At 65.8% G+C, this 23,984-nt stretch carries 19 protein-coding genes and 1 rRNA gene; 11 read left to right on the top strand and 9 right to left on the bottom strand.

Annotation, left to right across the window (positions count from 1 at the left end):
• Nucleotide 1: 1 nt before the first annotated feature.
• From ABZO33_RS08515 to ABZO33_RS08470, 10 genes are all read left to right on the top strand, one after another.
• Nucleotides 2–607 carry a CDP-alcohol phosphatidyltransferase family protein gene (locus ABZO33_RS08515; protein ID WP_414535702.1) on the top strand — a complete coding sequence of 202 codons (606 nt, stop codon included), beginning with the start codon at nucleotides 2–4 and terminating at the stop codon, nucleotides 605–607.
• Nucleotides 608–637: 30 nt separating this feature from the next.
• On the top strand, nucleotides 638–2,392 hold the full coding sequence (locus ABZO33_RS08510; RefSeq protein ID WP_414535701.1) for a bifunctional alpha/beta hydrolase/class I SAM-dependent methyltransferase: 1,755 nt from the start codon (nucleotides 638–640) through the stop codon (nucleotides 2,390–2,392).
• Nucleotides 2,392–3,738, top strand: coding sequence for a phosphatase PAP2/dual specificity phosphatase family protein (locus ABZO33_RS08505; protein WP_414535700.1), 1,347 nt, complete (start codon nucleotides 2,392–2,394; stop codon nucleotides 3,736–3,738). Before ABZO33_RS08510 ends, ABZO33_RS08505 begins: the two co-directional genes overlap by 1 nt.
• Nucleotides 3,735–4,154 (top strand): hypothetical protein, encoded by a 420-nt coding sequence (locus ABZO33_RS08500; RefSeq protein ID WP_414535699.1) that lies wholly within the window; start codon nucleotides 3,735–3,737, stop codon nucleotides 4,152–4,154. The genes ABZO33_RS08505 and ABZO33_RS08500 overlap by 4 nt, the downstream gene beginning before the upstream one ends.
• A gap of 5 nt (nucleotides 4,155–4,159) precedes the next feature.
• Nucleotides 4,160–4,780 (top strand): lysophospholipid acyltransferase family protein, encoded by a 621-nt coding sequence (locus ABZO33_RS08495; protein WP_046857224.1) that lies wholly within the window; start codon nucleotides 4,160–4,162, stop codon nucleotides 4,778–4,780.
• 1 nt (nucleotide 4,781) lies between these two features.
• Nucleotides 4,782–5,714 (top strand): phosphatidate cytidylyltransferase, encoded by a 933-nt coding sequence (locus ABZO33_RS08490; RefSeq protein WP_023631694.1) that lies wholly within the window; start codon nucleotides 4,782–4,784, stop codon nucleotides 5,712–5,714.
• 4 nt (nucleotides 5,715–5,718) lie between these two features.
• Nucleotides 5,719–6,240, top strand: a complete 522-nt coding sequence (locus ABZO33_RS08485) for an HIT family protein (RefSeq protein WP_414535698.1) — start codon at nucleotides 5,719–5,721, stop codon at nucleotides 6,238–6,240.
• 53 nt (nucleotides 6,241–6,293) lie between these two features.
• Nucleotides 6,294–7,052 (top strand): aminoglycoside adenylyltransferase family protein, encoded by a 759-nt coding sequence (locus ABZO33_RS08480; RefSeq protein WP_414535697.1) that lies wholly within the window; start codon nucleotides 6,294–6,296, stop codon nucleotides 7,050–7,052.
• A 96-nt stretch (nucleotides 7,053–7,148) separates the two neighbouring features.
• The gene (locus ABZO33_RS08475; protein ID WP_023631693.1) at nucleotides 7,149–7,493 is read left to right on the top strand and encodes a cupin domain-containing protein; all 345 of its coding nucleotides are present in this window, start codon (nucleotides 7,149–7,151) and stop codon (nucleotides 7,491–7,493) included.
• Nucleotides 7,494–7,610: 117 nt separating this feature from the next.
• Complete coding sequence (locus tag ABZO33_RS08470; protein ID WP_414535696.1) at nucleotides 7,611–8,411, top strand: RHS repeat-associated core domain-containing protein; 801 nt, start codon at nucleotides 7,611–7,613, stop codon at nucleotides 8,409–8,411.
• Between the two features lie 132 nt (nucleotides 8,412–8,543).
• Here ABZO33_RS08470 and mmsB read toward each other — a convergent pair whose 3' ends face one another.
• Complete coding sequence (gene mmsB, locus ABZO33_RS08465) at nucleotides 8,544–9,434, bottom strand: 3-hydroxyisobutyrate dehydrogenase (protein ID WP_414535695.1); 891 nt, start codon at nucleotides 9,432–9,434, stop codon at nucleotides 8,544–8,546.
• Nucleotides 9,435–9,444: 10 nt separating this feature from the next.
• The gene (locus ABZO33_RS08460) at nucleotides 9,445–10,971 is read right to left on the bottom strand and encodes a CoA-acylating methylmalonate-semialdehyde dehydrogenase (RefSeq protein ID WP_414535694.1); all 1,527 of its coding nucleotides are present in this window, start codon (nucleotides 10,969–10,971) and stop codon (nucleotides 9,445–9,447) included.
• Nucleotides 10,972–11,104: 133 nt separating this feature from the next.
• On the opposite strand from ABZO33_RS08460, the gene ABZO33_RS08455 reads away from it, so the two are divergent.
• On the top strand, nucleotides 11,105–12,055 hold the full coding sequence (locus ABZO33_RS08455) for a LysR family transcriptional regulator (protein ID WP_102684573.1): 951 nt from the start codon (nucleotides 11,105–11,107) through the stop codon (nucleotides 12,053–12,055).
• Nucleotides 12,056–12,095: 40 nt separating this feature from the next.
• Here ABZO33_RS08455 and ABZO33_RS08450 read toward each other — a convergent pair whose 3' ends face one another.
• From ABZO33_RS08450 to rrf, 7 genes are all read right to left on the bottom strand, one after another.
• On the bottom strand, nucleotides 12,096–12,596 hold the full coding sequence (locus ABZO33_RS08450; protein ID WP_414535693.1) for an OmpA family protein: 501 nt from the start codon (nucleotides 12,594–12,596) through the stop codon (nucleotides 12,096–12,098).
• A gap of 3 nt (nucleotides 12,597–12,599) precedes the next feature.
• Entirely contained in the window at nucleotides 12,600–13,871 is a 1,272-nt protein-coding gene (locus ABZO33_RS08445) for a diguanylate cyclase domain-containing protein (protein WP_414535692.1), read from the bottom strand.
• Nucleotides 13,868–14,443 (bottom strand): YfiR family protein, encoded by a 576-nt coding sequence (locus tag ABZO33_RS08440; RefSeq protein ID WP_414535691.1) that lies wholly within the window; start codon nucleotides 14,441–14,443, stop codon nucleotides 13,868–13,870. Before ABZO33_RS08440 ends, ABZO33_RS08445 begins: the two co-directional genes overlap by 4 nt.
• 69 nt (nucleotides 14,444–14,512) lie before the next feature.
• The gene (gene recD, locus ABZO33_RS08435; RefSeq protein WP_414535690.1) at nucleotides 14,513–16,588 is read right to left on the bottom strand and encodes an exodeoxyribonuclease V subunit alpha; all 2,076 of its coding nucleotides are present in this window, start codon (nucleotides 16,586–16,588) and stop codon (nucleotides 14,513–14,515) included.
• Entirely contained in the window at nucleotides 16,585–20,256 is a 3,672-nt protein-coding gene (gene recB, locus ABZO33_RS08430) for an exodeoxyribonuclease V subunit beta (RefSeq protein ID WP_414535689.1), read from the bottom strand. The genes recD and recB overlap by 4 nt, the downstream gene beginning before the upstream one ends.
• Nucleotides 20,253–23,735 carry an exodeoxyribonuclease V subunit gamma gene (recC, locus tag ABZO33_RS08425; protein WP_414535688.1) on the bottom strand — a complete coding sequence of 1,161 codons (3,483 nt, stop codon included), beginning with the start codon at nucleotides 23,733–23,735 and terminating at the stop codon, nucleotides 20,253–20,255. Before recC ends, recB begins: the two co-directional genes overlap by 4 nt.
• Nucleotides 23,736–23,890: 155 nt before the next feature.
• A 5S ribosomal RNA gene (rrf, locus tag ABZO33_RS08420) occupies nucleotides 23,891–23,984 on the bottom strand; the annotation flags it as partial.

The following is a 23,984-nucleotide window of genomic DNA, read 5'->3' as shown; positions in this document are numbered from 1 at the left end:
CGTGCCATCCATCTACCAGCTCAAACCCCGTTTCCAGGCGCTGCTGCGCCCTTCGGTGCAACGCCTGTACGACCGTGGCGTCACCGCCAACCAGGTTACCGTCGCCGCCGCGGCAGTCTCCATCCTGCTTGGCCTGCTGCTCGCTTGGCAGCACCAGGTCACCTGGCTGTTCATCCTGATACCGCTGTGGATGCTGCTGCGCATGGCGCTGAACGCGGTCGACGGCATGCTCGCCCGCGAGTTCGGCCAGCAGTCCAAACTCGGCGCTTACCTCAATGAACTGTGCGACGTGATCGCCGACACCGCACTGTACCTGCCGTTCGCCCTGTTGCCGGGCGTTTCGCCGACACTGGTGGTGCTGGTGGTGGTGTTCGCCGTGATCAGCGAATACGCCGGGGTGATGGGCCCGCTGGCCGGCGCTTCACGCCGCTACGACGGGCCGATGGGCAAGAGCGACCGGGCCTTCGCCTTCGGCGTGCTGGGCACCGGGGTGGCGTTCGGGCTGCTGGCCGCGAGCTGGATCAACGGTCTGTTGCTGGTCATCCTGCTGCTCTCGCTCTATACCCTCTACAACCGGGTTCGCCACGGCCTGGCCGAAACCCGCTGAGCCCCTCGCTGCCGGACAAGGATATTCGCCATGCGCCAAGCGCAATCGCTGCATTTCTGCACCCATGACGGCGTCGAGCTGCACTATCGCCACTGGCCCGCCACGCGCAACGAGCATCAACCACGCCGCGCCGTGGTGATGTTCCACCGTGGCCACGAGCACGGCGGGCGCATGGCCCACCTGGCCGACGAACTGAACATGCCCGGCTACGACTTCTTCGCCTGGGACGCACGTGGCCATGGCCAATCGCCAGGCGCACGCGGTGACAGCCCGGGCTTCGCCACCAGCGTGCGCGACGTGCAGACCTTCATCGAGCACATCCAGGCGCAGCACGGCATCGCCGAGGCCGACATGGTAGTGCTGGCGCAGAGCGTCGGCGCGGTGCTGATCGCCACCTGGGCCCACGACTATGCGCCCAGGGTGCGTTGCCTGGTGCTCGCCTCGCCGGCCTTCAAGGTCAAGCTCTACGTGCCCTTCGCCCGCCCCGGGCTGAAGCTGATGAAGGCCCTGCGCGGCAATTTCTTCGTCAACAGCTACGTCAAGCCGCGCTTGCTGACCCATGACCCCGAGCGGGTCATGTCCTATGTCGCCGACCCGCTGATCAGCCGGCCCATTTCGGTCACCATGCTGCTGGGCCTGTATGACGCCGCCGACCGCGTGGTGGCCGACGCCCAGGCAATTCAGGTGCCGACGCAACTGCTGATCTCCGGCGCCGACCTGGTGGTCGAGCGCAAGCCGCAGGAACTGTTCTTCGACCGCCTGGGCAGCGTGCGCAAGGAAAAGCACATCCTCCCCGGCTTCTTCCACGACACCCTTGGCGAGCGCGACCGCGCCCACGCCCTGGCACGGATCGAACGCTTCGTCGCACACTGCTTCGACGCGCCGCCAGCGCGGCCGGCGTTGCTCGACGCCGACCGCAGCGGCGCCAGCTGCGCCGAGGCCGAAAGCCTGGCTGCGCCGTTGCCACGCCATTCGCCACGCGACCTCTACTGGCGCGCCACCCGCGCCGGCCTGCGGCTGGGCAAAGGCTTCTCCGAAGGGGTGAAACTGGGCTTCGACACCGGCTTCGACTCCGGTTCCACCCTCGACTACATCTACCGCAACACCCCGACCGGCAGGGGCAAGCTGGGCGAGCTGATCGACCGCAACTACCTGGATGCCATCGGCTGGCGTGGTATCCGCCAGCGCAAGCTGAATGTCGAGGAACTGCTGCGCCTGGCCATCGCCCACCTGCGCGAACAGCAGCGTGCGGTGCATATCGTCGATATCGCCGCCGGCCATGGCCGCTACATCCTTGAAGCGCTGCAAGGCCTGCAACAGCTGCCCGACTCGATCCTGCTGCGCGACTACAGCGAGCTGAACGTGCAACAGGGCAACGCGCTGATCACCGAGAAAGGCCTCGGTGATGTCGCGCGCTTCGTCCAGGGCGATGCCTTTGATCGCCAGAGCCTGGCCGTCCTCACCCCGCATCCGACACTGGCGGTGGTCTCGGGCCTCTACGAGCTGTTTCCCAGCAACGAGCTGGTCGGCAACTCGCTGGCCGGACTGGCCGACGCGGTCGAGGACGGTGGCTACCTGGTCTACACCGGCCAGCCCTGGCACCCGCAGCTGGAGATGATCGCCCGCGCCCTGACCAGCCACCGTGGCGGCCAGGCCTGGGTGATGCGTCGGCGCAGTCAGGCGGAGATGGACCAGCTGGTAGAAGCGGCCGGGTTCCGCAAGATTACCCAGCGCATCGACGAGTGGGGCATCTTCAGCGTCAGCCTGGCACAGCGGGTGCGCTGATGGCCCGTGAAGCCGGACTGCTGCGCCGGGGTATCCTGTGGCTGTTGCTGCTCGGGCCGTTCTTCTTCCTCAGCTACGGCCTGACCAATACCTATACCGCCGGCCGCGATGACATCGGCAGCCTGGTGTTCGCCTGGGAACGGCATATGCCGCTGTGGCCGTGGACGATCATCCCGTACTGGTCGATCGACCTGCTGTACGGGTTGTCGTTCCTGCTGCCGCGCTCGCGTTCGGAGATGGACCGCCATGCCCTGGCACTGCTGACGGCGCAACTGGTCTGCGTGGCCTGCTTCCTGCTCTGGCCGCTGCGTTTCACCTTCGAGCGCCCCGAGCTGTCAGGGTTGTTCGGCTGGCTGTTCGATGTGCTGATGGGCTTCGACAAGCCCTACAACCAGGCGCCTTCGCTGCATATCGCGCTGTTGGTGATCATCTGGACGATGTTCGCCCGCCATACGCGGCATCCCGCCTGGCGCTGGCTGGTACACGGCTGGATGGGGCTGATCGGGCTGTCGGTGCTGAGCACCTGGCAGCATCACTTCATCGATGTACCGACCGGGGCGCTGGCCGGGTTCGTCTGCCTTTGGCTGTGGCCGCAACAAGGGCCGCTGCCCTGGCAGCAAGCACGCCTGGCACGCGATCCCAAACGCTGGCGGCTGGCGTTGCGTTATGGGCTGGGCGCACTGGTGCTGGCCGTGCTCGGGTTCAAGCTGGGACACACCGCCTTGTGGCTGCTCTGGCCTGCGTTGTCACTGCTACTGGTAGCGTTGAACTATGCGCTGTTCGGGGCGCAAGGTTTCCAGAAAGGCAGCGATGGCCGGCTGTCGGTCGCGGCGACGGCATTGCTGGCGCCTTACCTGATCGGGGCCTGGATCAATTCAAGGCTGTGGACCTGGCGGCATCCGCAGGCGGATGAGGTGTGCGAGGGGGTGTACCTCGGGCGTGTGCCGGGCGCAGGTGATGCGCCGCAGTTCCCGGTGGTGATCGACCTCAGCGCGGAGCTCGCCTGCAGGGTCCTCATCGCGGGGCAAGCGCGCTCCCACGAGCAGACGCCACAGGCTTCGCAGTCCTACCTGAATCTGCCGTCACTGGACCTGGTCGCCCCTGACACGCAGACCTTGCAGCAAGCTGCCGAGGCTATCGAACACCTGCGCCGGCACGGCCCGGTACTGGTCTGCTGCGCGCTCGGCTACTCGCGCAGCGCCAGCGCGGTCGCCGCCTGGCTGGTGGTCAGCGGCCGCTGCAAGGCAATCTCGCATGCCGAAACACTGATCCGCCAGGCGCGCCCCGGCGTGGTCCTGCACCCGGCCCACCGCCAGGCCCTGCAGCCGCTGGAGACACGGCCATGAACCTGCTCGTCGTCGCCAGCCTGCTCGCCCGTGGTCGCCAACTGGAGCGCTGGTCGGACGGCATCACCTTGCTGGCCCTGGCCTGCAGCCTGGCCCCCATGCTGGGCGCGCCGTTGCCAGCGCTGCCCCGGGTGTTCTGCGCAGCGTTGCTGGTGCTTGGCCTGGCACACAAGTACTGGGCCATACGCGTTGCCCTGGATGCCGAGCTGTTCGCCCGGCTCGCCACCCGCGACGACCTGCCCGGCGACACCCTGGCCCTGGACCGCGCCCTGTTCGAACTGCGCCTGAAAGCGTCCGCCGACGACCCACGCGGCTGGCCTGCGCGCAGCGAGGCCGCCCTGGCCCTGTTGCGACGTCAGGCCTTGTGCCTGGCCGCGCAGGTGCTGCTCGCCGTCACCCTCCCCTTCACCGGATAACCCCGATGCTCGCCAGCCTGACTGCCTTCGTCATCACCTCCGCCGCACGCCTGATCACCGGTGCCCGCGCCCTGTGGCTGGGCTGCACGCCGCAACCGGTACAGCGCCTGTACTTCGCCAACCACAGCAGCCACGGCGACTTCGTGCTGCTCTGGGCCGCCCTGCCCGAGCCGCTGCGCCGCCGCACCCGGCCAGTGGCCGGCGCCGACTACTGGTGCAAGCCGGGCATCCGCGATTTTTTGATCCGCCAGGTGTTCAACGGCGTGCTGATCGATCGCCAGCAGGCCAGCGAGGGCAACCCGCTGCAACCGGTGCTCGACGCCTTCGCCCAGGGTGACTCGCTGATTTTCTTCCCGGAAGGCACGCGTAACCTCACCGATGACCCGCTGCTGCCGTTCAAGAGCGGCCTGTTCCACCTGGCCTCGGCCAACCCGCAGGTGGAGCTGGTGCCGGTGTGGATCGCCAACCTCAACCGGGTCATGCCCAAGGGCCGCGCCCTGCCGCTGCCCCTGCTGTGTACCCTGAGCTTCGGCGAGCCGTTGCACCTGCAGCCGGACGAAGCCAAGCACGCCTTTCTCGAGCGGGCCCGCCAGGCCCTGCTGAACCTGGCCCCGAAGGAAGCCTGAGATGGATCACAACACCCTGTCACTGTTCGCCGGTATCGGCGCCCTGCTGCTGCTCGCCAGCCTCGTCGGCCGCCTGCTCAAGTGGCGTGCCGGCCCTGCGCCGCATGCGGTGATCGACAACCTCAACGCCCGCATCAATGCCTGGTGGGTGATGGTGCTGGTAATCGGCATCGCCTTCCTGTTCGGCAAGTACGGCGTCATCGTGCTGTTCTACGGCGTCTCGTTCTACGCCCTGCGCGAGTTCATGACCCTCACCCCGACCCGACGCAGCGACTACCCCGCCTTGGTGGCGGCGTTCTACGTGGCGTTGCCGGTGCAGTACCTGCTGATCGCCATGGACTGGTACGGCCTGTTCAGCATCTTCATCCCGGTGTACCTGTTCCTGCTGCTGCCGATCCTCGCCAGCTTCGGCGGCGACACCACGCGCTTCCTCGAGCGCGCCTCGAAAGTGCAGTGGGGCCTGATGATCGCGGTGTACTGCGTGTCCTCGGTGCCGGCGCTGATGACCCTGGACATCCCCGGCTACGAGGGCCGCAACCTGCTGCTGATCGCCTGGCTGATCCTGGTGGTGCAGATCAGCGACGTGCTGCAGTACGTCTGCGGCAAGCTGTTCGGCAAGCGCAAGGTGGCGCCCAACCTGTCGCCGTCGAAGACCGTCGAAGGCCTGGCCGGCGGCGTGGCCTTGGCTACCCTGGTCGGCGCCCTGCTGTGCTGGATCACCCCGTTCACCTTCTGGCAGGCGGCGCTGATGGCGCTGACGGTCAATGCCATGGGCTTCTTCGGCGGGCTGGTGATGTCGGCGATCAAGCGCGACCGCGGGGTGAAGGACTGGGGCCACATGATCGAAGGCCACGGCGGCATGCTCGACCGCATGGACTCGGTGTGTTTCGCAGCGCCCGTGTTCTTCCACTTCGTGCGGTACTGGTGGGCGTGAGGGGATGCACATGCGTGCCGACTACATCGTCCACGAAAGTGAACACTGGATCGTCAACCATCACCTGGCCTCGCGCCTGCCAGGCTACCTGATGTTCGGTTCACGAGCGCAAGTCGATAGCCTGGCGGACCTCCCCGCCGAGGCTTTGGCGGAAATGGGGCTGCTGATGAGCAAGGTGCAGCAGGCGATGGACCAGGAACTGGCACCCAAGTGGCTATACATTGGGCGATTCGGTCATGCACCGGGACTGCCCCTGCATTTTCACTTCATCCCGGTGTACGACTGGGTCGAGGCGCTATTCTGGCGCGATGAACGGTACCGGGCGCTGCAACAGTTCGGCTCGATGGAGCAGGCGTTGTCGCAGACCGACGGTGCAGAGCTGACGCTGTTCGTCTGGCGCGAGTTCGGCGAAAGCCAGACCCCGCCGCAGATATCGGGGAGAAGTGTTGCCGAGGTCATTGCGGCGCTGCGTGCCAGTATCAAGCAAGCCATTGTGGGGCAGGCCTGCGCCGACTGCCTCGTGTGAGCGGGCAGGATGGGAGCGGCCTGCTATGGTGTGTCCCCAGGAGGCTTTCACCAATGATCGAGCGACAACTGCATGCAGCCCAGCAATTGCTCCATCGGCACCTCGGCGATCAGTTGCTGGCCATCCATCTATACGGCTCGGCGGTAGCCGGCGGCCTGAAGCCAGAGAGCGACCTCGACTTGCTGGTGACCGTGAGCCAACCGCTGAACGATGTCACGCGACGGTCGCTGCTGCTCGATCTTCTGGATGTCTCCGCCCCTCCCGGGTGCCACGCCAACTGGCGCGCGCTCGAAGTGACGTTGCTGGTTCACGCCGATATCCAGCCCTGGCGCTATCCCGCACGTCGAGAACTGCAATTTGGCGAATGGCTGCGCGAGGCTTTGCTCGCCGGCGAGATCGAAACTGCGGTGCTCGACCCGGACTTGGCCATCCTGCTGACCAAGGCACGTCAGCATAGTGTGTGCCTCTTAGGCCAACCTGCCGCTGCTTGGTTCGCCCCGGTGCCAACGGCTGATCTGGCGCACGCCTTCTGTGACACCCTCGCCCAGTGGAACACGGCAGATGACTGGCGTGGTGACGAACGCACCGTGATCCTGGCCTTGGCGCGCATCTGGTACAGCCGCACAACCGGCGCGATCGTGGCCAAGGATGTGGCCGCCGAATGGCTGCTGCCACGCCTGCCCGAGCCCCATCGCCACGTACTGGCCAACGCCCGCGCCGCCTACCTGGGCGAAGCCGAAGAGCGTCTGGGCGAATGGCCGGTACAAGTGTCCGCCTTCATCCACTTCTGCAAGGCGCAGATGCCAGCATAGCGCGGGCAGGCAGCTGGACGTCGAGCCCAGGCAACTGCCCGTACGACGATGGCCCTATGGTGACGCGTCATCTCACCTGTCACCTGGAGCCACGTCATGTCCGATTTCATCACCGTCCTGCGTGAAACCTGCCCGACCCCGGTGGTCGACGCGACCAAGTGGAAGCGCATCGGCGGCGACCCGCACACCGTCAACCTCAATGCCTACCTGTCCGCCGACGGCAGCAAGATCATGGGCACCTGGATCTGCACGCCGGGCAAGTTCGAGGTCAACTACGAGAAGTGGGAGTACTGCCATTTCCTCGATGGCTATTGCATCGTCACCCCGGAAGGCGAGGAGCCGAAGCATCTGAAGGCGGGTGATGTGTTCGTGATCGAACCGGGAATGAAGGGGACCTGGGAAGTGGTCGAGACGGTGCGCAAGTACTTCGTGTTTGCCTGAAGCAATCTGAGCCGCCTGCGGCCCAACTGGTAGAAATGCCAGTTGTGGCACGCCCCCTGCCGGGTTCAAGCTGCAGCGGCTTCTCTTTGCCTTGCAACCAGACACGGTGCGTAACCAATGCACAAGCGCCCTCCCGATACACTGTTGGCGATCGACCTCCAAGGCTCCGTTCTGAGCGCATGCAAGGACCATAATTTTCTCAGTGTCGCCTATACCGCATACGGTTGTGGTTCACAGTCCATAGGCTCCATGTCGCTGCTTGCCTTCACTGGCCACTATCAGGAACCCTTCACGGCCAGCTATCTCTTCGGTAACGGTTACCGTGCATACCAACCCGGGTTGATGCGCTTTCTGTCTCCCGACAACCTGAGCCCCTTCGGTAAAGGTGGAGTAAATGCCTACGCTTACTGTGCTTGCGACCCTGTGAACTACAAAGATGCCTCAGGGCGTTCAAGATCGCTCATCGCCCGGGTTGGCAAACTGCCCCGCGTTGAGATCGAGATCGATGTTTCTACCCAACAGGTCACCAGTCAGCAGCAACTTTGGCTGCGACCCGGCAATACGAGAAACCTGGAAATGGAGCCCAAAACACGAACCACCACCTTCCGCCGTGAAACATTCTATTTAGTCCCGTTTGGAGGGAAGGACTACCCCATTGCAGACCACCATATGCAGGAGCTCATCAGCAACGGCATCGAACTCAAACAACTGGCGACCACCCTCCAGATGTACAAACAAGACCCGAACACATCTGCAACATGGATCAACGACCTTAACCGCGAGATTAATACGCGCAACAAACGAAACCAGACGATTGTGAAGTTTGGCGCGAAATTCTACGCCTCTGCACAATCTCCCGAAGTGCAGAACATCAATATCAGAGGTGATTACAGAATGACCTCACCGGATCCACGCTAAAGCGTTTGTTATCTGAATCTGTTTCGGACAGCCTTTCAGATACAAAAAAATCGCGGAACGCATGCCCCTCCCCCAAGGTGCGCAGTTACAAGGGGGAAGACCATACGCTCCGCGATCAAGTCCACTCGCGGGTCAATCCTTCTTGCGGTACCCCTCGACGATCGCCGAGAAATCCTTGCCACCCTCGCCGCGCAGGCTCATGGCCTGGTACAGCTGCTGGGCCACGGCCCCCAGGATCACCGGCTGGTGCGCCTGGCGCGCGGCCTCGGTGGCCAGCCCCAGGTCCTTGAGCATCAGCTCGGCGCCAAAGCCGCCGGTGTAACCCCGTGAAGCCGGGGCAGTCTCGATGATGCCCGGCCACGGGTTGTAGGTGTCCGAACTCCAGCAACGTCCGGTCGAGCTATTGATGATCCCGGCCAGCACCTTGGTGTCGATGCCCAGCGCATTGCCCAGGGCCATGGCCTCGGACACGCCGATCATCGAGATGCCCAGCAGCAGGTTGTTGCAGATCTTGGCGATCTGCCCGGTGCCGACTTCACCGCAATGCACGATATTGCGGCCCATCTGCTCCAGCACCGGCTTGAGCGTGGCGAACAGCTCGGTGCTGGCGCCGACCATGAAGGTCAGGGTGCCGGCGGCCGCGCCACCGGTGCCGCCGGAAACCGGCGCATCACCCATGTCGATGCCCTTGGCCGCCGCGGCCTTGGAGACCTCACGGGCGGTCTGCGGATCGATGGTGCTGCAGTCCACGGTCGGGGTGCCGGGGCGGATGCCGGCCAGCACGCCGGTTTCTTCGTCCAGGTACACGCCACGCACATGGGCGGCGGCAGGCAGCATGGTGATCACCAGCTCGCTGTTGGCGGCGGCGTCCTTCGGTGAGGTGCTGACCTGGCCGCCCAGCTCGGCGAGTTCGGCCAGCGCGGTCTTGTTCAGGTCGAATAGGTTGAGCTGGTGCCCGGCCTTGATCAGGTTGCGGGCCATGGGCGCGCCCATGTTGCCCAGGCCGATGAATGCGATACGCATGACGAGCTCCTTAGCGCAGGCTGATGGTGGTGTTCACACCGTCATTGACGCTGTCATCGTCGAACCAGCGGGCGGTGACGGTCTTGGTCTGAGTGTAGAACTGCACCACCTGCTTGCCGTACGGGCCGAGGTCGCCGAGCTTGGAGCCGCGCGAACCTGTGAAGCTGAAGAACGGCACCGGTACCGGGATCGGGATGTTGATGCCGACCTGGCCGATGTCGATCTCGCTCTGGAACTTGCGCGCCGCCGCGCCGCTCTGGGTGAACAGGCCGGTGCCGTTGCCGAACGGGTTGGCGTTGACCAGGGCGATGGCCTCGTCGAGGGTATCCACCTCCAAAGTCACCAACACCGGGCCGAAGATTTCCTGGGTGTAGATCTGCATGTCGGTCTTCACCCCGGAGAACAGGGTCGGGCCGACGAAGTTGCCCTGCTCGTAGCCCGGCACCTTCACGTCGCGGCCATCCAGTTCGAGATTGGCGCCCTCCTTGATGCCGCTTTCGATCAGGCCCAGCACACGCTCCTTGGCGCGCTTGGAGACCACCGGGCCGACATCGGTGCCCGGCTCGTTGCCGGCATTGACCTTGAGCTTGCTCGCCGCGTCCTTGATATCCGGCAGCCATTCGCGGGCCTTGCCCACCAGCACCGCCACCGAGGTGGCCATGCAGCGCTGGCCGGCCGCGCCGAAGGCGGCGCCGACCAGGGCGTTGATGGTCTGGGTGCGGTTGGCGTCGGGCAGCACCACGGCGTGGTTCTTGGCGCCCATCATCGACTGCACGCGCTTGCCGTGCTGGCTGCCCAGGTTGTAGACGTGGGTGCCGACTTCGGTGGAGCCGACGAACGAGATCGCCTTGATGTCCGGGTGGGTGCAGATGCCATCGACCACCTGCTTGCCGCCATGCACCACGTTGAGCACACCCGCCGGCACCCCAGCCTCCAGTGCCAGCTCGACCAGCATCATGGTCGACAGCGGGTCCTGCTCGGACGGTTTGAGCACGAAAGTGTTGCCGCAGACGATGGCCATGGGGAACATCCACAGCGGGATCATCGCCGGGAAGTTGAACGGGGTAATGCCGGCGCACACGCCGATCGGCTGGCGCAGGGTATAGGTGTCGACACCGCCGGCGACGTTCTCGGCGAACTCGCCCATCTGCAGGGTGCCGATGGAGGCGGCGTGCTCGACCACTTCCAGGCCGCGGAAGATATCGCCCTCGGCGTCGGCGATGGTCTTGCCCTGCTCGGCGCTGAGGGTCACGGCGATGCGCTTGCTGTGTTCGCGGATCAACGCCTGCAGCTTGAGCATGATGCGCATGCGCGCGCCGATCGGGGTGTCGCGCCAGGTCTTGAAGGCACGCTCGGCAGCGGCCACCGCGGCGTTCACTTCCTCGACGGTGGCGAACGGCACCCGCGCCAGCACTTGCTGGGTCGCCGGGTTGACGATATCGCGCCACTCGGTGGTTTTCGACTCGACCCATTGGCCGTCGATCAGCAGCTTGACCTGCTCGACCTTGGTCTGGTCGGGTGTCTGGGGTGCGTTCATCTGCGCTCTCCTTGGAATTATTGTCGGAACGAAGACGCCTACGCCGGCATGGACACGGGGTGGCGTACAGGGGCTGAGATCGAGTATAGATGTGCAAACATCCAACAAGAATGCACAAAAAAACCGGATCATCATGCAAAAAGACCTCACCTCCCTGAGCGCGCTGAACTGGGACGACCTCAAGTTCTTTCTTGAGGTAGCGCGCACCCGCAAGGCCAGCAGTGCGGCCAAGCGCCTGGCCGTGGACTACACCACGGTGTCGCGGCGCATCGGTTCACTGGAAGGGGCGCTGGGCACTTTGCTGTTCGAGAAATCGCGGACCAACGGCTTCGTCCTCACCGCCGAGGGCCAGCGTCTGCTGGGCTATGCCGAGTCGATCGAGAGCACCCTGCACATGGCTTGCGAGCAAGTCTCGGGCTCGGGCGTCGCATTGTCGGGGCATGTGCGCATGGGCTGCACCGAAGGCTTCGGCAGCTTCTTCGTCACCCCGCAGCTGAGCCACTTCGTCGATGCCTGGCCGGCGATCTCGGTGGACATCCTGCCGCTGCCGCACTTCATCAGCCTGTCCAAGCGCGAAGCCGATATCGTCATCGCCCTGGAGCGCCCGGAACACGGACCTTACGTGTGCTGCAAGCTATGCGACTACCGCCTGCGCCTGTATGCCACCCAGGACTACCTGGATCGCCACGAGCCGATCCGCGAGATCGCCGACCTGGGGCGCCACCCGTTCATCAGCTACGTGGACGACCTGGCGTTCAGCTCGGAGCTGCTGTACCTGGCCAACCTGATCCCCAATGCCAACGCGCACCTGCGCAGCACCAGCGTGATCGCCCAGTACACGGCGGCCTTGCAGGGGCGTGGGCTGGCGATCCTGCCGTGCTTCCTGGCGGCGCAGGATCCACGGCTGGTGACGGTGCTGCCGGAGCAGATCGAGGTGACGCGGCAGTTCTGGATGTACTGCCGGGAGGATCTGCGCAAGTTGAAGCGGATCACCCTGCTGTGGGATTACATACGTGAGGTGACCGAAGCCAATGCGCCGTTGTTGATGGGGGAGACGCGGGAGATGAAGTTCGCTCGGGATTGAGGGTAGGCATCATCGCGGGGCAAGCCCCGCGATGTCGGTATCACTCCGATCCCACCACGATCGACACCCGGCGATTCTCCATGCGCCCTGCGGCGGTGCGGTTGTCCGCCACCGGCTGGCTGCTGCCCATGCCGCGGGTCTGGATGTTCTGCGGCTGCATGCCGATGCTGGCCAAGGCCTTGGCCACGCTCTGCGCACGGCGCTCGGACAACTGCTGGTTGTAGGCGGCCTTGCCCGAAGCGTCGGCGTGGCCGTCGATGCGCACGCGCTGGATATCCACCGACAGCAATGCCTTGCCGATGCGCTCGACGATCGACTCGCTGGCGCTGTTGAGGCTGTCCAGGTCGCTGCCGAACAGCACCTTGCCGGACAGGTCGAACGCCCAGCCGTCATCGGTCGGGGCGAAGCCCTCGCGCTTGAGCACGGCGACCTGCTCGGGTGTCAGCCCCTTGGGCGGCACGCTCTGGCAGCCGGCCAGGGCGAACAGCGCCAGCAGCAGGGTGAATAACGGGAAACGCAGTAGGGAAAAACGCTTGGTCACGGTTCAGCTCCTGTTCTTTGCATCGTTGGCACAGCGTTCCGTCTGTGCCACTTGCCAATGGCCGCGGCGATTGCGCTTGGCCTGGTACATCGCCGCATCGGCGGCATTGAGCAGACTGGCCGGGTCGCGGCCGTCGTCCGGGTAATAGGCAATACCGACGCTCAGCGAGGTGGTCAGACTGGTACCATCCTCCAGCTGCACCGGCAGCTTCATGCTGGCGACGATTTTCTCGGCGATGCGCTTGGCATCCTCGCGCGAGTGCAGCGGCGTCAGCAGCACGGCGAACTCGTCGCCGCCCAGGCGCGCGACCAAATCATGCTCGCGTAACTGTGCGCGCACCCGGCTGGCCACGCTGATCAGCACTTCGTCCCCCACCGCATGGCCGAGGCTGTCGTTGATCTGCTTGAAATGGTCGCTGTCGAGGAACAACAGGGCCAGGTGATCTTCCGTGCGCGCGGCGTTGCGCAGGCTGCGGCTCAGCCGCCCTTCGAAGAAGGCGCGGTTGGGCAGGCCGGTCAGGCTGTCGTGGCTGGCCTGGTGGGCGAGGGTTTCGTTCTCGCTTTGCAGGTGGCTCTGCCACACCTCCAGCTCATCGAGCAGGGCATTGAAGTCGTTGCCCAGCTCGTTGAGCTCGGCGATCTGGGTTTCCGGCACGCGGCGATCGAAACTGCGCTCGCGCCGCGCCGCATGGGCGACGCTGGCCAGGTTGCGCAGGGGCCGAATGATGTCGCCGAACAGGCGCCGTGACAGGTACAGCGCCAGCACCGCACTGAATACCGTGCACACCAGGATCCCGACCAGGCCGCTGAGCAGGAAGCGCACCAGGCTGCCACCCTGCCCGGTCAACTCGATATGCCCGACGCGCTGGCCCATGTGTTGCACCGGCATGTTGATCGGCTCTTCCAGCAAGCTGCGCGCCACCTGGGTCTGCAACTGCGCCATCACGCCGGGCGTATCACGCTGCCAATGGGCGAGCAGTTCGCCGTCGTTGTCGTAGACCTTGGCGTCGGCGACCTCCTCGGTGGAGGCGATCAATGCCAGCGCTTCGTTGGCCGCGGCACTGTCGTCGAATACCACGGCGGCTTCGACGGTGTAGTTGATGGAGCGGGCGATCAGGTGCAGGTTGTGATTGGCATAGACGCGCAACGCCGCCACGCCGAGCAGAGTCACCAGCACACCGGCCAGGCCCGCGGCGAGCAGCGCCACGCTCAGGTGACGACGGCCGAGCACGGCACGCAGGGTCGGCCGGCTGAAGCGCTTGGCTGAACGCTTCATGGCTGCCCTGCCCGCCGTCGCGACAGCTGCAGTACGCTGGGGTGGATGCGCACACCGCTGCGCGCCACCGAGTCGAGGTTGACGTCGAACGCCACCTGCTGGTCGCTGACCCGCAGGCAGAACAGGCTACCCACCGTGCACGGGTCATCGGCCTCGCTGATGCTCAGCAGTGGGTGCCCATTGACCCGTTGGAACAACCGCTCACGTTCCAGCTTGTCGAGCTTGCCGATATAGATGGCATCGCAGGCGCTGGCCACGCTCGGGTCGTCGGCCAGCAGACGGCGCACCTGCAGGGGTTGCCCGGAGTTCTGCACGTTGCCCTTGATCAGGTCATCGGCGTACTCGGTGGGGCCGACCAGGCACAGGCGCAAGGGGTTGGGGTCGGCAGGCCAGCGTGCGTAGCTGAGGATCCCCAGTACCACCTGGGTCACGGCCTTGGCCCGTTGCTGCGCCTGCGCGTCCGACGCGGCAGTGCCCGCCCAGGCGGGTGCGCCGGTCGACAACAGCGTGGCCATCAGCAGCGAGAGCGCACAACCCGTCACTCGTCTCAAGACCGAGACAGCCACAGTCATGGGGGGAAATCTCACAAAATGTTTGCGGATAATGCCGCAACGATAGCATATCGGCGGCGAACTCCAGAGTCAGACTTGCTCCAGCATCAGCCCCGAGACACGCCTGACCTTGCGCCCCACCGCCTCCTCGAACACCCCGGCGCGCGGCTCGATCAGGCTGAAGCATTGCTTGGCGCGGGTAATGCCGGTGTACACCAGCTCCTTGGTCAGTACCGGGTTCAAGGCATCGGGCAGCACCAGCGCGGTATGGCTGAATTCCGAGCCCTGGGACTTGTGCACGGTCATGGCGAACACCGTTTCCACTTCGCTGAGCCGGCTGGGCAGGACGAAGCGCACCCCGCCGCTGCCATCGTTGCGCGGGAAGGCCACGCGCAGCAGCGCCTCGCCCTGCTCGTCCGGCAGGCGCAGGGCAATGCCGATATCACCGTTCATCAGGCCGAGACCGTAGTCATTGCGAGTGACCAGTACCGGGCGGCCCTCGTACCAGGGTTGCTGGCTATCGATCAGCCCGGCATTGTGCAGCACCCGGGCCACCCGCTCGTTCAGGCCTTCGACGCCCCAGGCGCCCCTGCGCACAGCGCAAAGCAACTGGAAGGCTTCAAAGCTCTGCAGTACCTCGGCCGCCCAGCGCTCCCAGCGCGGATCATCGCCCGGCGTACCAGGCGGCGGGCGCAAGCGGCCGATGGTGCGCAGGTAGCCACGGTAACCCTGCGGCCCTTCGCCGCCCTGGCCAAGGCCGTCGAGCAGCAGGCGATCAAAGCGCTTGTCGTGTTCGCCGCCCAGGGTCAGGCAATGAACATCCGCGGGCCGGGTCGCCAGCAGCGCCCGCGCCTCCAGCGCCTGCTGGCGATTGACCAGGCGCGCCAGCTGGCCGATGCCGCTGCCTTCGCCGAAACGCCGCGAATGACGCAGCATCACGATCTGCTGGGCCAGCGGATTGCGCAGGCCATCGCCCGGCTTCAGGCCGATGCCCGCCAGCGACTGCCCGCCCACCTGTTCAAGCCAGGCCAGGGTCTGCGGCCAGTAGCAGCCTTCCTCGGCGTCGCGACACAGGTCGCCCAGCACCGCCCCGGCTTCCACCGAGGCCAGCTGGTCCTTGTCGCCCAGCAGCACCAGCCGTGCAGTGGGCGGCAGGGCATCGAGCAGGTTGGCCATCATCTCCAGGTCGATCATCGAGGCTTCATCGATCACCAGCACGTCCAACGGCAACGGGTTGCCGGCATGATGGCGGAAATGCCGCGAGCCCGGGCGGCTGCCGAGCAGGCGGTGCACAGTGCTGACCTCGGTGGGGATCTGCGCCCGTACCTCAACGTCCACCTGCAGGCGCTCGACCTGCTGGCCGATGGACTCGGTCAGGCGCGCCGCGGCCTTGCCGGTCGGTGCCGCCAGGCGGATACGCAGCGGTCGGCCTTGCGCGACCGCCGGCCCCTGCAACAACGCCAACAGGCGCACCACGGTGGTGGTCTTGCCGGTGCCGGGGCCGCCGGTGATCACACTGAAACCCGCTCGGGTGGCCAGGGCGCAGGCCAGTTTCTGCCAGTCCACCTCGCCGGCCGCCGAGCCGCCGTCGAACAGCTGCGCCAGGCGCTGGGCCAGGTCGGCCGGCTGAGGCTGACGGCGCGCCAGGCGCTCATGCAATGCGCCGTCGATCCGTCGCTCGTAGGCCCAGTAGCGGCGCAGGTACAGACGCTCGGCGCTGAGCACCAGCGGCCGGGCGCGCTGTTCGACGCTATCGCCCGCCGCGACCAGCGGGCTCTCGGCAATCCGTTGCAGCCAGGTCCCCAGGTCAAGGCTGGCCAGCAATTGCGAAGGCAGCAGCAGCGGCCCGGCCAGGGCATCGCCTTCCGGTGGCAGCGACAGGGCGAAATCTGGTTCAGCGAGGGTCTGGCGCAAATCCAGGCAGACATGCCCATGCCCCAGCTGGTGGCTGGCCAGCGCCGCGGCCAGCAGGACCAAAGGGTCACTGCCTGGCGCCCGCTCCTCGAGAAAACTCACGAAGGCCCGGTCCAGAGCACGCAACCAACCGCGCTCGACCCAGCGATCGAGCAACGCCAGCAGGTCGTGGCTGGCGCTCAGCGGCGCCAGGGCGCTCAGATGCTCCGCCTGCAATGGCGTGGGCAGCAGGTCATCGAGGTTGCGGCTCATGGCGCGGCTCCGGCAAACAGGTCCTGTTGTTCAGGTTCTTGCTCACCCCGGAACATCGCGTCGAGCTGCTCGATCAGCGCCCGGGGTGGGCGCGCATGATACAGCCCGTGACCCGCCGACGTGACGCCGCGCAGGAAGATGAACACGGCGCCACCGACATGCCGATCGTAATCGTAGTCAGGCAGGCGGGCGCGCAATTGGCGATGCAGGGCCAGCAGGTAGAGCACGTACTGCAGGTCATAGCGGTGCTCGAGGATCGCCTGCTCCATCGCCAGGTCGCCATAGGCTTCGGCGTCGGGGCCAAGCCAGTTGGACTTGTAGTCGGCCACGTAGTAGCGCCCATCGAGCTCGAACGCCAGGTCGATGAAGCCCTTGAACATGCCATTGAGCAAGGTCGGCTGCGCGGCCGGGCGCGCCGCGCCGGCATGGGTATGGCGTACCACCTGGTAGTCGAGGCGCAGGGCGTCGACCTGATGGCTGGCGAACCAGAACTCCATTTCGATCTGGTAATGGTTCAGGTGCGCCAGGGTAAGGGTGGCCCCCTGCAACGGCATGGGTTGCAACAGCAGTTGCTGCAGCCACTGCGTCAGCGTGGGGATCCAACCGGTCCAGTCGCGTCGATTGCAACGCCGTCCCACGGTGCGCTCGATCACTTCGGCCTGGCTGCTGATCTCGGCGAAGCCTTCGCGGCCCGCCCATTCGAGCAGGCCATGGAGGAAGGTCCCCGGGTTCGGCCCTCGGGGGAAGCGGTGGATATCGCCCGCCTCGGCCGGGACCTCGCGCAGCAGCTGGCTGTCCAGCACCTCGTCGTCCAGTAGTTGCTGGGCCTGGGAGCTGTCGGCGATCAGCGTCTGGTCGCCCACCCGCAGGGCACTGTAGGAAGCAATCCACCAGTGTTCCGCGGCGGCGCGTCGTGGCTTGCGCGGCGGCAGCAGTTCGCGCTGGCTGTCCGGCGTGCGATAGCACTGTGTCTGCACTTCGGGCAGCGGCTCCCGGCTGATGGCCGGGTTGCTCGCCGCCAGCGCCTGGAGCCACTCGCCCAGCTGGCTGGAGGTGGGCAACGGCAGCCCGCCCCCGAGCAGGTAACCCAGTGCCGAACGGTGCAGTTGCGAGCTGCGCTGGGTACCGCGCTTGAGGTCGGCGACGCCCAGCCAGCAGGCGTATTGGGCGCGGGTCAGGGCGACGTAGAGCAGGCGCAGGTCCTCGGCCAGGCGCTCGTCGTCGGCGCGCTCGATCTGCTCGGCATTCGGCGTCAGGGTCAGGTGCGCCACGCCCTGGTCGTCGTGCCAGCCCAGGGGCAGGCGCTGGCCATCCACCGGTTTGCTGGTGCAGATGAACGGCAGGTACACCAACGGGTATTCCAGGCCCTTGGATTTGTGGATGGTCACCACCTTGACCAGCTGCTCGTCGCTTTCCAGGCGCAGGATTTGCTCCTCGCCCGCTTGCCCGGCGTTGGCCAGGTGCTCGGTAAGGTGACGGATCAGCGCTTGCTCGCCATCCAGCTCGCCCGCCGCCTGCTGCAGCAGCTCGGCCAGATGCAGCAGGTTGGTCAGCACGCGTTCGCCGTCACTGCGGCCCATCAACGCGCGGGGCAGCTGGAAGTCATGCAGCAGGCGGCGCAGCATCGGCAGCACGCCCTGGCGTTGCCAGATGTCGCGGTAGCGGCGAAAACGCATCACCCAGCCCTCCCAGACCCGCTCGTCCTGGTTCAGACGCTCCAGTTCGACCAGCGGCAGGTCGAGGGTCAGGCTGGCCAGGGCGGCCTTGAGCAGGCGTTCCGAGTCCGGTTCGGCGCAGGCCTTGAGCCAGGCCAGCAGGTCGTGGGCTTCCTGGGCGGCGAACACCGAGTCCTTGTCCGACAGGTACACGCTGCGCACATCGCGGGCGGCCAGCTCGGCACGGACCAGCTGGGCTTCGCGACCGTCGCGCACCAGAATGGCGATATCGGAGGGCAGGCAGGGGCGCAACTTGCCAGCGGCGTCGGCGAAACCACTGACGCCTTGCTGCCCGCCATTGAGCAGTTCAACGATATGGCTCGCGCAACTGGCCGCCAGCTGCTGGCGATACAAGGTGCTGGATACCGGCTCATCGCTGTCCAGCTGCCAGCAACAGAGGGCCGCGCTCGGCTGCCCGGCCACCAGCAGTTGCTCGCCACGGCCCTTGGCGCGTACTTCGACGAAGGGCAGCGGGTTATCGCCATGGGCCCGGAACAGGAATGCCCCACGGCCATCGGCACGCTCCTCGGCCTGGAGGAATACCCGGTTCACCGCCGCGACCATGGCCTGGCTGGAGCGGTAGTTGGTGTCCAGGCTGTGCAGCCGCCCAGCGGTGGCGCGGCGCGCGGCCAGATAGGTGAAGATGTCGGCGCCGCGGAAGGCATAGATCGCCTGCTTGGGGTCGCCGATCATGAACAGGCCTGTGTCCGGGTTGTTCTCGCTGATGCGGTAGATGCGCTCGAAGATGCCGTACTGGACGGGGTCGGTGTCCTGGAACTCGTCGATCAACGCGACCGGGAACTGCTCGCGGATCAAGGCGGCCAGGCGCTCGCCGGCATCGCTGCCCAGGGCATGCTCGAGGCGCAGCAGCATGTCGTCGAAACCCATCTCGGCACGGCGGCGCTTCTCTACCTCGAAGCGCGCCGAGACCCAGGCGGCGGCATGTTCCAACAGGCGTGCATCGGGGCTGGCCAGCCCCTGCAACTGTTCACGCAGGGCCGCCATGGCGTGCAGCGCCGGGTGCTGCGGTGGCTCGCCGGCCTTCCACGCCTCGGCCATGCCGGCCAGGGTCAGGCGGGTAAAGCCGGTGCCCAGGTCCAGCTCCATGGCCTGCTCATCACCAGCCCAGGCGCGCAGCTTGTCGAACCAGGGCTCGAAGTAGCGTGCCTGCAACTTGCGCCCGTCCGCCTGCTTGGCCGCCACGGCATCGCGGCAGATCTGCTGCAGCTCATCGGCCCAGGCGCCCCAAGGGGCCTTGAGCTGGGCCAACTGCTCGGTGCGCTGGCGCAGGGTCGCCTCGATCAAGGCTTGCGGTTCCTGATCGTCCACCTGGCCTCGGACGCGGCCGAACAATGGCCTGATCCTTGGCAACAAGGCATCGGGGCTGCCCCAATTGCCACGCACCCAGGCCAGCGACTCGCCACGCATGCCGTAGCAGAAGCGCCGCCAGTAGTCGCGCATGACCTGGCCGAGCAACTCGCTGTGATCGGTTTCCAGGCTCTGGGTGAACAGGCTGCCACTGTCGAACGCATGCTCGCGCAACATGCGCTGGCACCAACCGTGGATGGTCGAAACCGCCGCTTCGTCCATCCATTGCACAGCGATTTCCAGACGGTTGGCACAGCGTGGCCAGTGCGCCTGTGGATAATCCTCGCGCAGCAAGTGCAGCAAGGGGTCGGCGTCCTCGAGCTCGCCGCGGAAAAAGCGCGCCGCTTCAGCCAGGCGCGCACGGATACGCTCACGCAGTTCCTTGGTCGCCGCATCGGTGAAGGTCACCACCAGGATCTGCGGCGGCAGCAGCTCGCGGGCAAAGCCCTGCTCGCCGCCATGGCCGAGGATCAGGCGCAGGTACAAGGCCGAGATGGTGAAGGTCTTGCCGGTGCCGGCGCTGGCCTCGATCAGTTGGCCGCCGTGCAAAGGAAAGCTCAGCGCCAGGGGGCGGGCTTGGGTCATTGGGCGCTCTCCGGGTTGCCCAGGGTTTGCCAGGCCGCCGCGAACAAGGGGCGATACAGGGTTTCGCACCATCCCTCGAAGGTTTCCTCGAGGGCCAGTGCGGCGAAGTCACGGTATTGACGGGCCAGGGCCAGGCTCTCGCTGCGCTCGCCAAAGCTGTTCTGGCCATCACCTTCGTAGGCCCGGGCTGCGGCAGCCAGGGCCTTGTCCGAGTCTTCCTGGGCGAGCCAGGCGAAGGCGGTCTTGGCCGCGACGGGCAAGGGCGCGTTCATTCCCGCCTGGCGCGCGACCAGCAGCTCGCCCAGGCGCTGCGTCGCATCGGCCTGCGGCAGCGGTGCCAGAAGCAAGGTCAGGTCGCTGGCCACCAACGCGCTGTGCAGCGGATAGCCCGAGGCGCAGGCGGCAAGGTGCATGACCCAGGCCGGGATCAGGCGATGCCATTTCAGGCTGTTGCGCCCGGCACTGAGGGTATTGGGCACGGTGGCAATGCTCAGCAGGCTTTGGTCTTCGGCCTGGTACACACGGCCGAGCCAGCCTTCCAGGCGGTGTGCGCCCTGTTCGAAGTGAATCGGCAGGGCACCCTCGACCAGCGTCGGCCAGCGCTGCAGCAACTGGCGATGGCGTTGCAGCAAGTCCGGCAGCGGTTGGATCAGCTCCGCCTGCAAGGCCTCACCGAACCCGGCCAACGGTAGCAGCCCGCAGGCCTGCAGCCTCCGGGCCTGGGCTTGCAGGGCTCGCTCGGCGTTGTCGGGGTCGGCCAGCGCGGCGCCGAGCAGGCTTTCACTCAGGCCATAGCGTTGCAGGGCATCCAGGACGAAGGGTTCTTCGTCCGGCGTCGGCGCCTCCAACGTTTCGAAGAACACTTTCAGGCGCTGGCTGAAAAAATGCCGTACCGGGTGGCGCAGGAAGTCCTGAAGCTGCACCAGGTTAAGCGGTTCATCGCTGACGTAGGGCGACAGCCCGATAGCGGCGGTCGCTGCGCCGTCCTCGGCCTGATGCAAGGCCAGCCACTCATGGGCAAAGCTGAACAGCGGGCTGCCTTTCTGGAAATAGCGCTGGCTGAACGGCTGCAGCGGATGCTCCTGGGTCAACGCATGCAGCAACTGCTGTCCAGCGTCATCGCGCAACCCGGCCTTGGCCCCGGCAAGCCGCCAGCCAGCGGCCAGGTGGTCGCGCAGTTGGCCGATCAGCACCGAGGCCGGACGCTCGCTGTTGTCGCGGATACTACGCCCGACCCAGCTGACATAGAGCTGGTCACGTGCCGACAGGAGGGCTTCGAGCAACAGGTAACGGTCATCCTCCCGCCGGGAGCGGTCGCCCGGGCGATAGTCGCTGGCCATCAGGTCGAAGTCCAGAGGCGGCTGGGCGCGTGGATAGTCACCATCATTCATGCCCAGCAGGCAGACCACGCGAAACGGAATGGCGCGCATGGGCATCAGGGTGCAGAAGTTCACGGAACCGGCAAGGAAGCGTTGCGACAACTTGCCCTGGTCCAACCCCGACAGCCAGGCCTCGCGCACCACCGTGAGCGGCAGTAGGTCTTGCAGGCCAACCGCCTCGCAAGTCTCCAGCCAGGTGTCGCGCAGATCCTGCAGTTGCACCAGGAGCAGCTCATCGTGTTCGTTCTCGGCCAGGAAGAAGATCTGCAGCAGGGCGTGCAGCCGTGCGCCCCAGTCAGGCGCCGAGGCCGGCTGGGTCAGGGCCTGGCAGGCGACCTCCAGAGCATCGAGCAAGGCGACCAGCGGCCCGATCAATGCGGCATCGAGGCCGCCAATCTCATCATAAGGCTCGATGCCGTCACAGCCTTCGCCCACCCCGACCGCGTACCCCAGCAACATCCGGCGCAGGCCGAACCGCCAGCTGTTCTGCTCCAGACCTTCCGGCAGCCCAAGGCTGGCGCGCTGTTCGGCACTCAACCCCCAGCGGATGCCCGCCCCTTCGATCCAGCGATGCAGCGTCGGCAGGTCGCCTTCCTGAATGGCGAAGCGGGCGCGCACGGCCGGTACGTCCAGCAGGTCGAGCACTTCACTGACGGCAAAGCGGCTGTCGGGCAGCTTGAGCAGATGCTCCAGCGCAATCAGCAGCGGGTCGCGACCACGCTGGCCCTGGTCGGTCAGGGTGAAGGGGATGTAGCGCGGGTCGTTGCGATCGAGCTGGCCGAACACCGCACGGATATGCGGCGCGTAAGTGTCGATGGCCGGCAGCATGACGATGACGTCGCGAGGGCGCAGGGTTGGGTCGGCGCTGAAGCGGGCGAGTAACTGGTCGTGGAGGATCTCGACTTCGCGCTGCGGGCTATGGGCCAGGTGGAAGCGCACGGAGCGGTCCTTGGCCGGATCGACTGCTGGCCATTGCGCACGCGTCTCGGCCAAGGGGCGCAGCTCGAGGATATCGTCCTGCAGCTGGTTGAGCAGGGTCTCGGGCTGGGCGTCACTGAACAGGTCGATACGGCCTTCGCTGAAGACATTCTGGTAGCTGCCTGGGTCGTCGTAGCTGTCGAGCAGGTTGATGTAGTCACGCCCCTGCTTGCCCCAGGCCGCCAACAGCGGATGGGCATGCTGATGCAGCAGTTCGTCGTCCAGCTGCAAAGGCATGCCCTGTTTGCGTTGTTGGCGTTTGTACTGGTGCCGCAGCAGGTCCTTGTCGGCGACGATATCGCCCCAGTGGTGACGACAGGGGTTGTGCACGCACAGCAGCACCTGGCTGAAACGGGCAAGACCTGCCAAGGCTTCCAGGATCTGTGCAGGCAGCGACGAAATACCGAACACGATCAACCGCGCCGGCAGCCCTGGGGGCGCCTGCTCCAGGCTGTTGATCCGCTCGATGAAGCGCTGATGCACACCGGCTCGGCTCTGGGCCATGCCCTCCTCGCCCACGTCCTCGAGCAGGAGCCGCCACAGCTCGGCCTGCCAGCGATTGCCAGCCGCCAAGGGCTTGCGCTCGCCACGGGCGGTATTGAGTACATGGGCACCGTCTGCCCAGTCCTTCAACCAGTCGGCGCGGTAGACCTGGTACTGGTCGAACAGGTCGGCGAGGCGCTCGGCCAGCTGGTAGCGCTTGCGCAGGTCGCTGTCGTCGGTGAGGAAGCGGCGCAGTGGTTCGAAGTGCGGACGCTCGATCACTTCCGGGAGCAGACGCATCAGGCGCCAGGTCAGGGGGGCCTTGTCGAGCAGCGAAACCTCGGGGATTTCATCTCGGCCCAACACGCGACGGTACAGCTGCCACATGAAGCTGCCCGGGAGCTGCACATCGATGGCAGCGGCGATGCCGCAACCGCCCTGATCGTCGTCTTGCGGGTCCTCGGCCAGAGCCAGTTTCAGCCATTGGGCGATCCCGTTGCTCTGTACCAGCGCAATCTCGCTCTCCAGCGGCGCCAGGGGGTAGCGGCGCATCACGCTCACCACCAGATTGCGCAGCTCGTCCAGGCGATTGCCCTGGACGATCATGAAACCTGGGTGGAGTGAGGTGGTCTGCGGCATAGGAGCTCTCGGGAATGCGGTTGATGCTGACGGGAAACCTTATCACGGAGAAAGCAGGCAGGGTCTGGTGATGCTGCCCGGTCAGCCCATGAGTTTTCCGGGCACAAAGACAAAACCCCTACCTGCTCGCGCAGATAGGGGTTTTGCGAAATGAATCTTGACGATGACCTACTCTCACATGGGGAAACCCCACACTACCATCGGCGATGCATCGTTTCACTGCTGAGTTCGGGATGGGATCAGGTGGTT

Origin of the sequence: Pseudomonas sp. CAM1A, assembly GCF_047501685.1 — a bacterium.
GTDB lineage: Bacteria > Pseudomonadota > Gammaproteobacteria > Pseudomonadales > Pseudomonadaceae > Aquipseudomonas.
The sequence above is the reverse complement of the archived record's forward strand: the minus strand, read 5'-3'. Positions and strand labels throughout refer to the sequence as shown.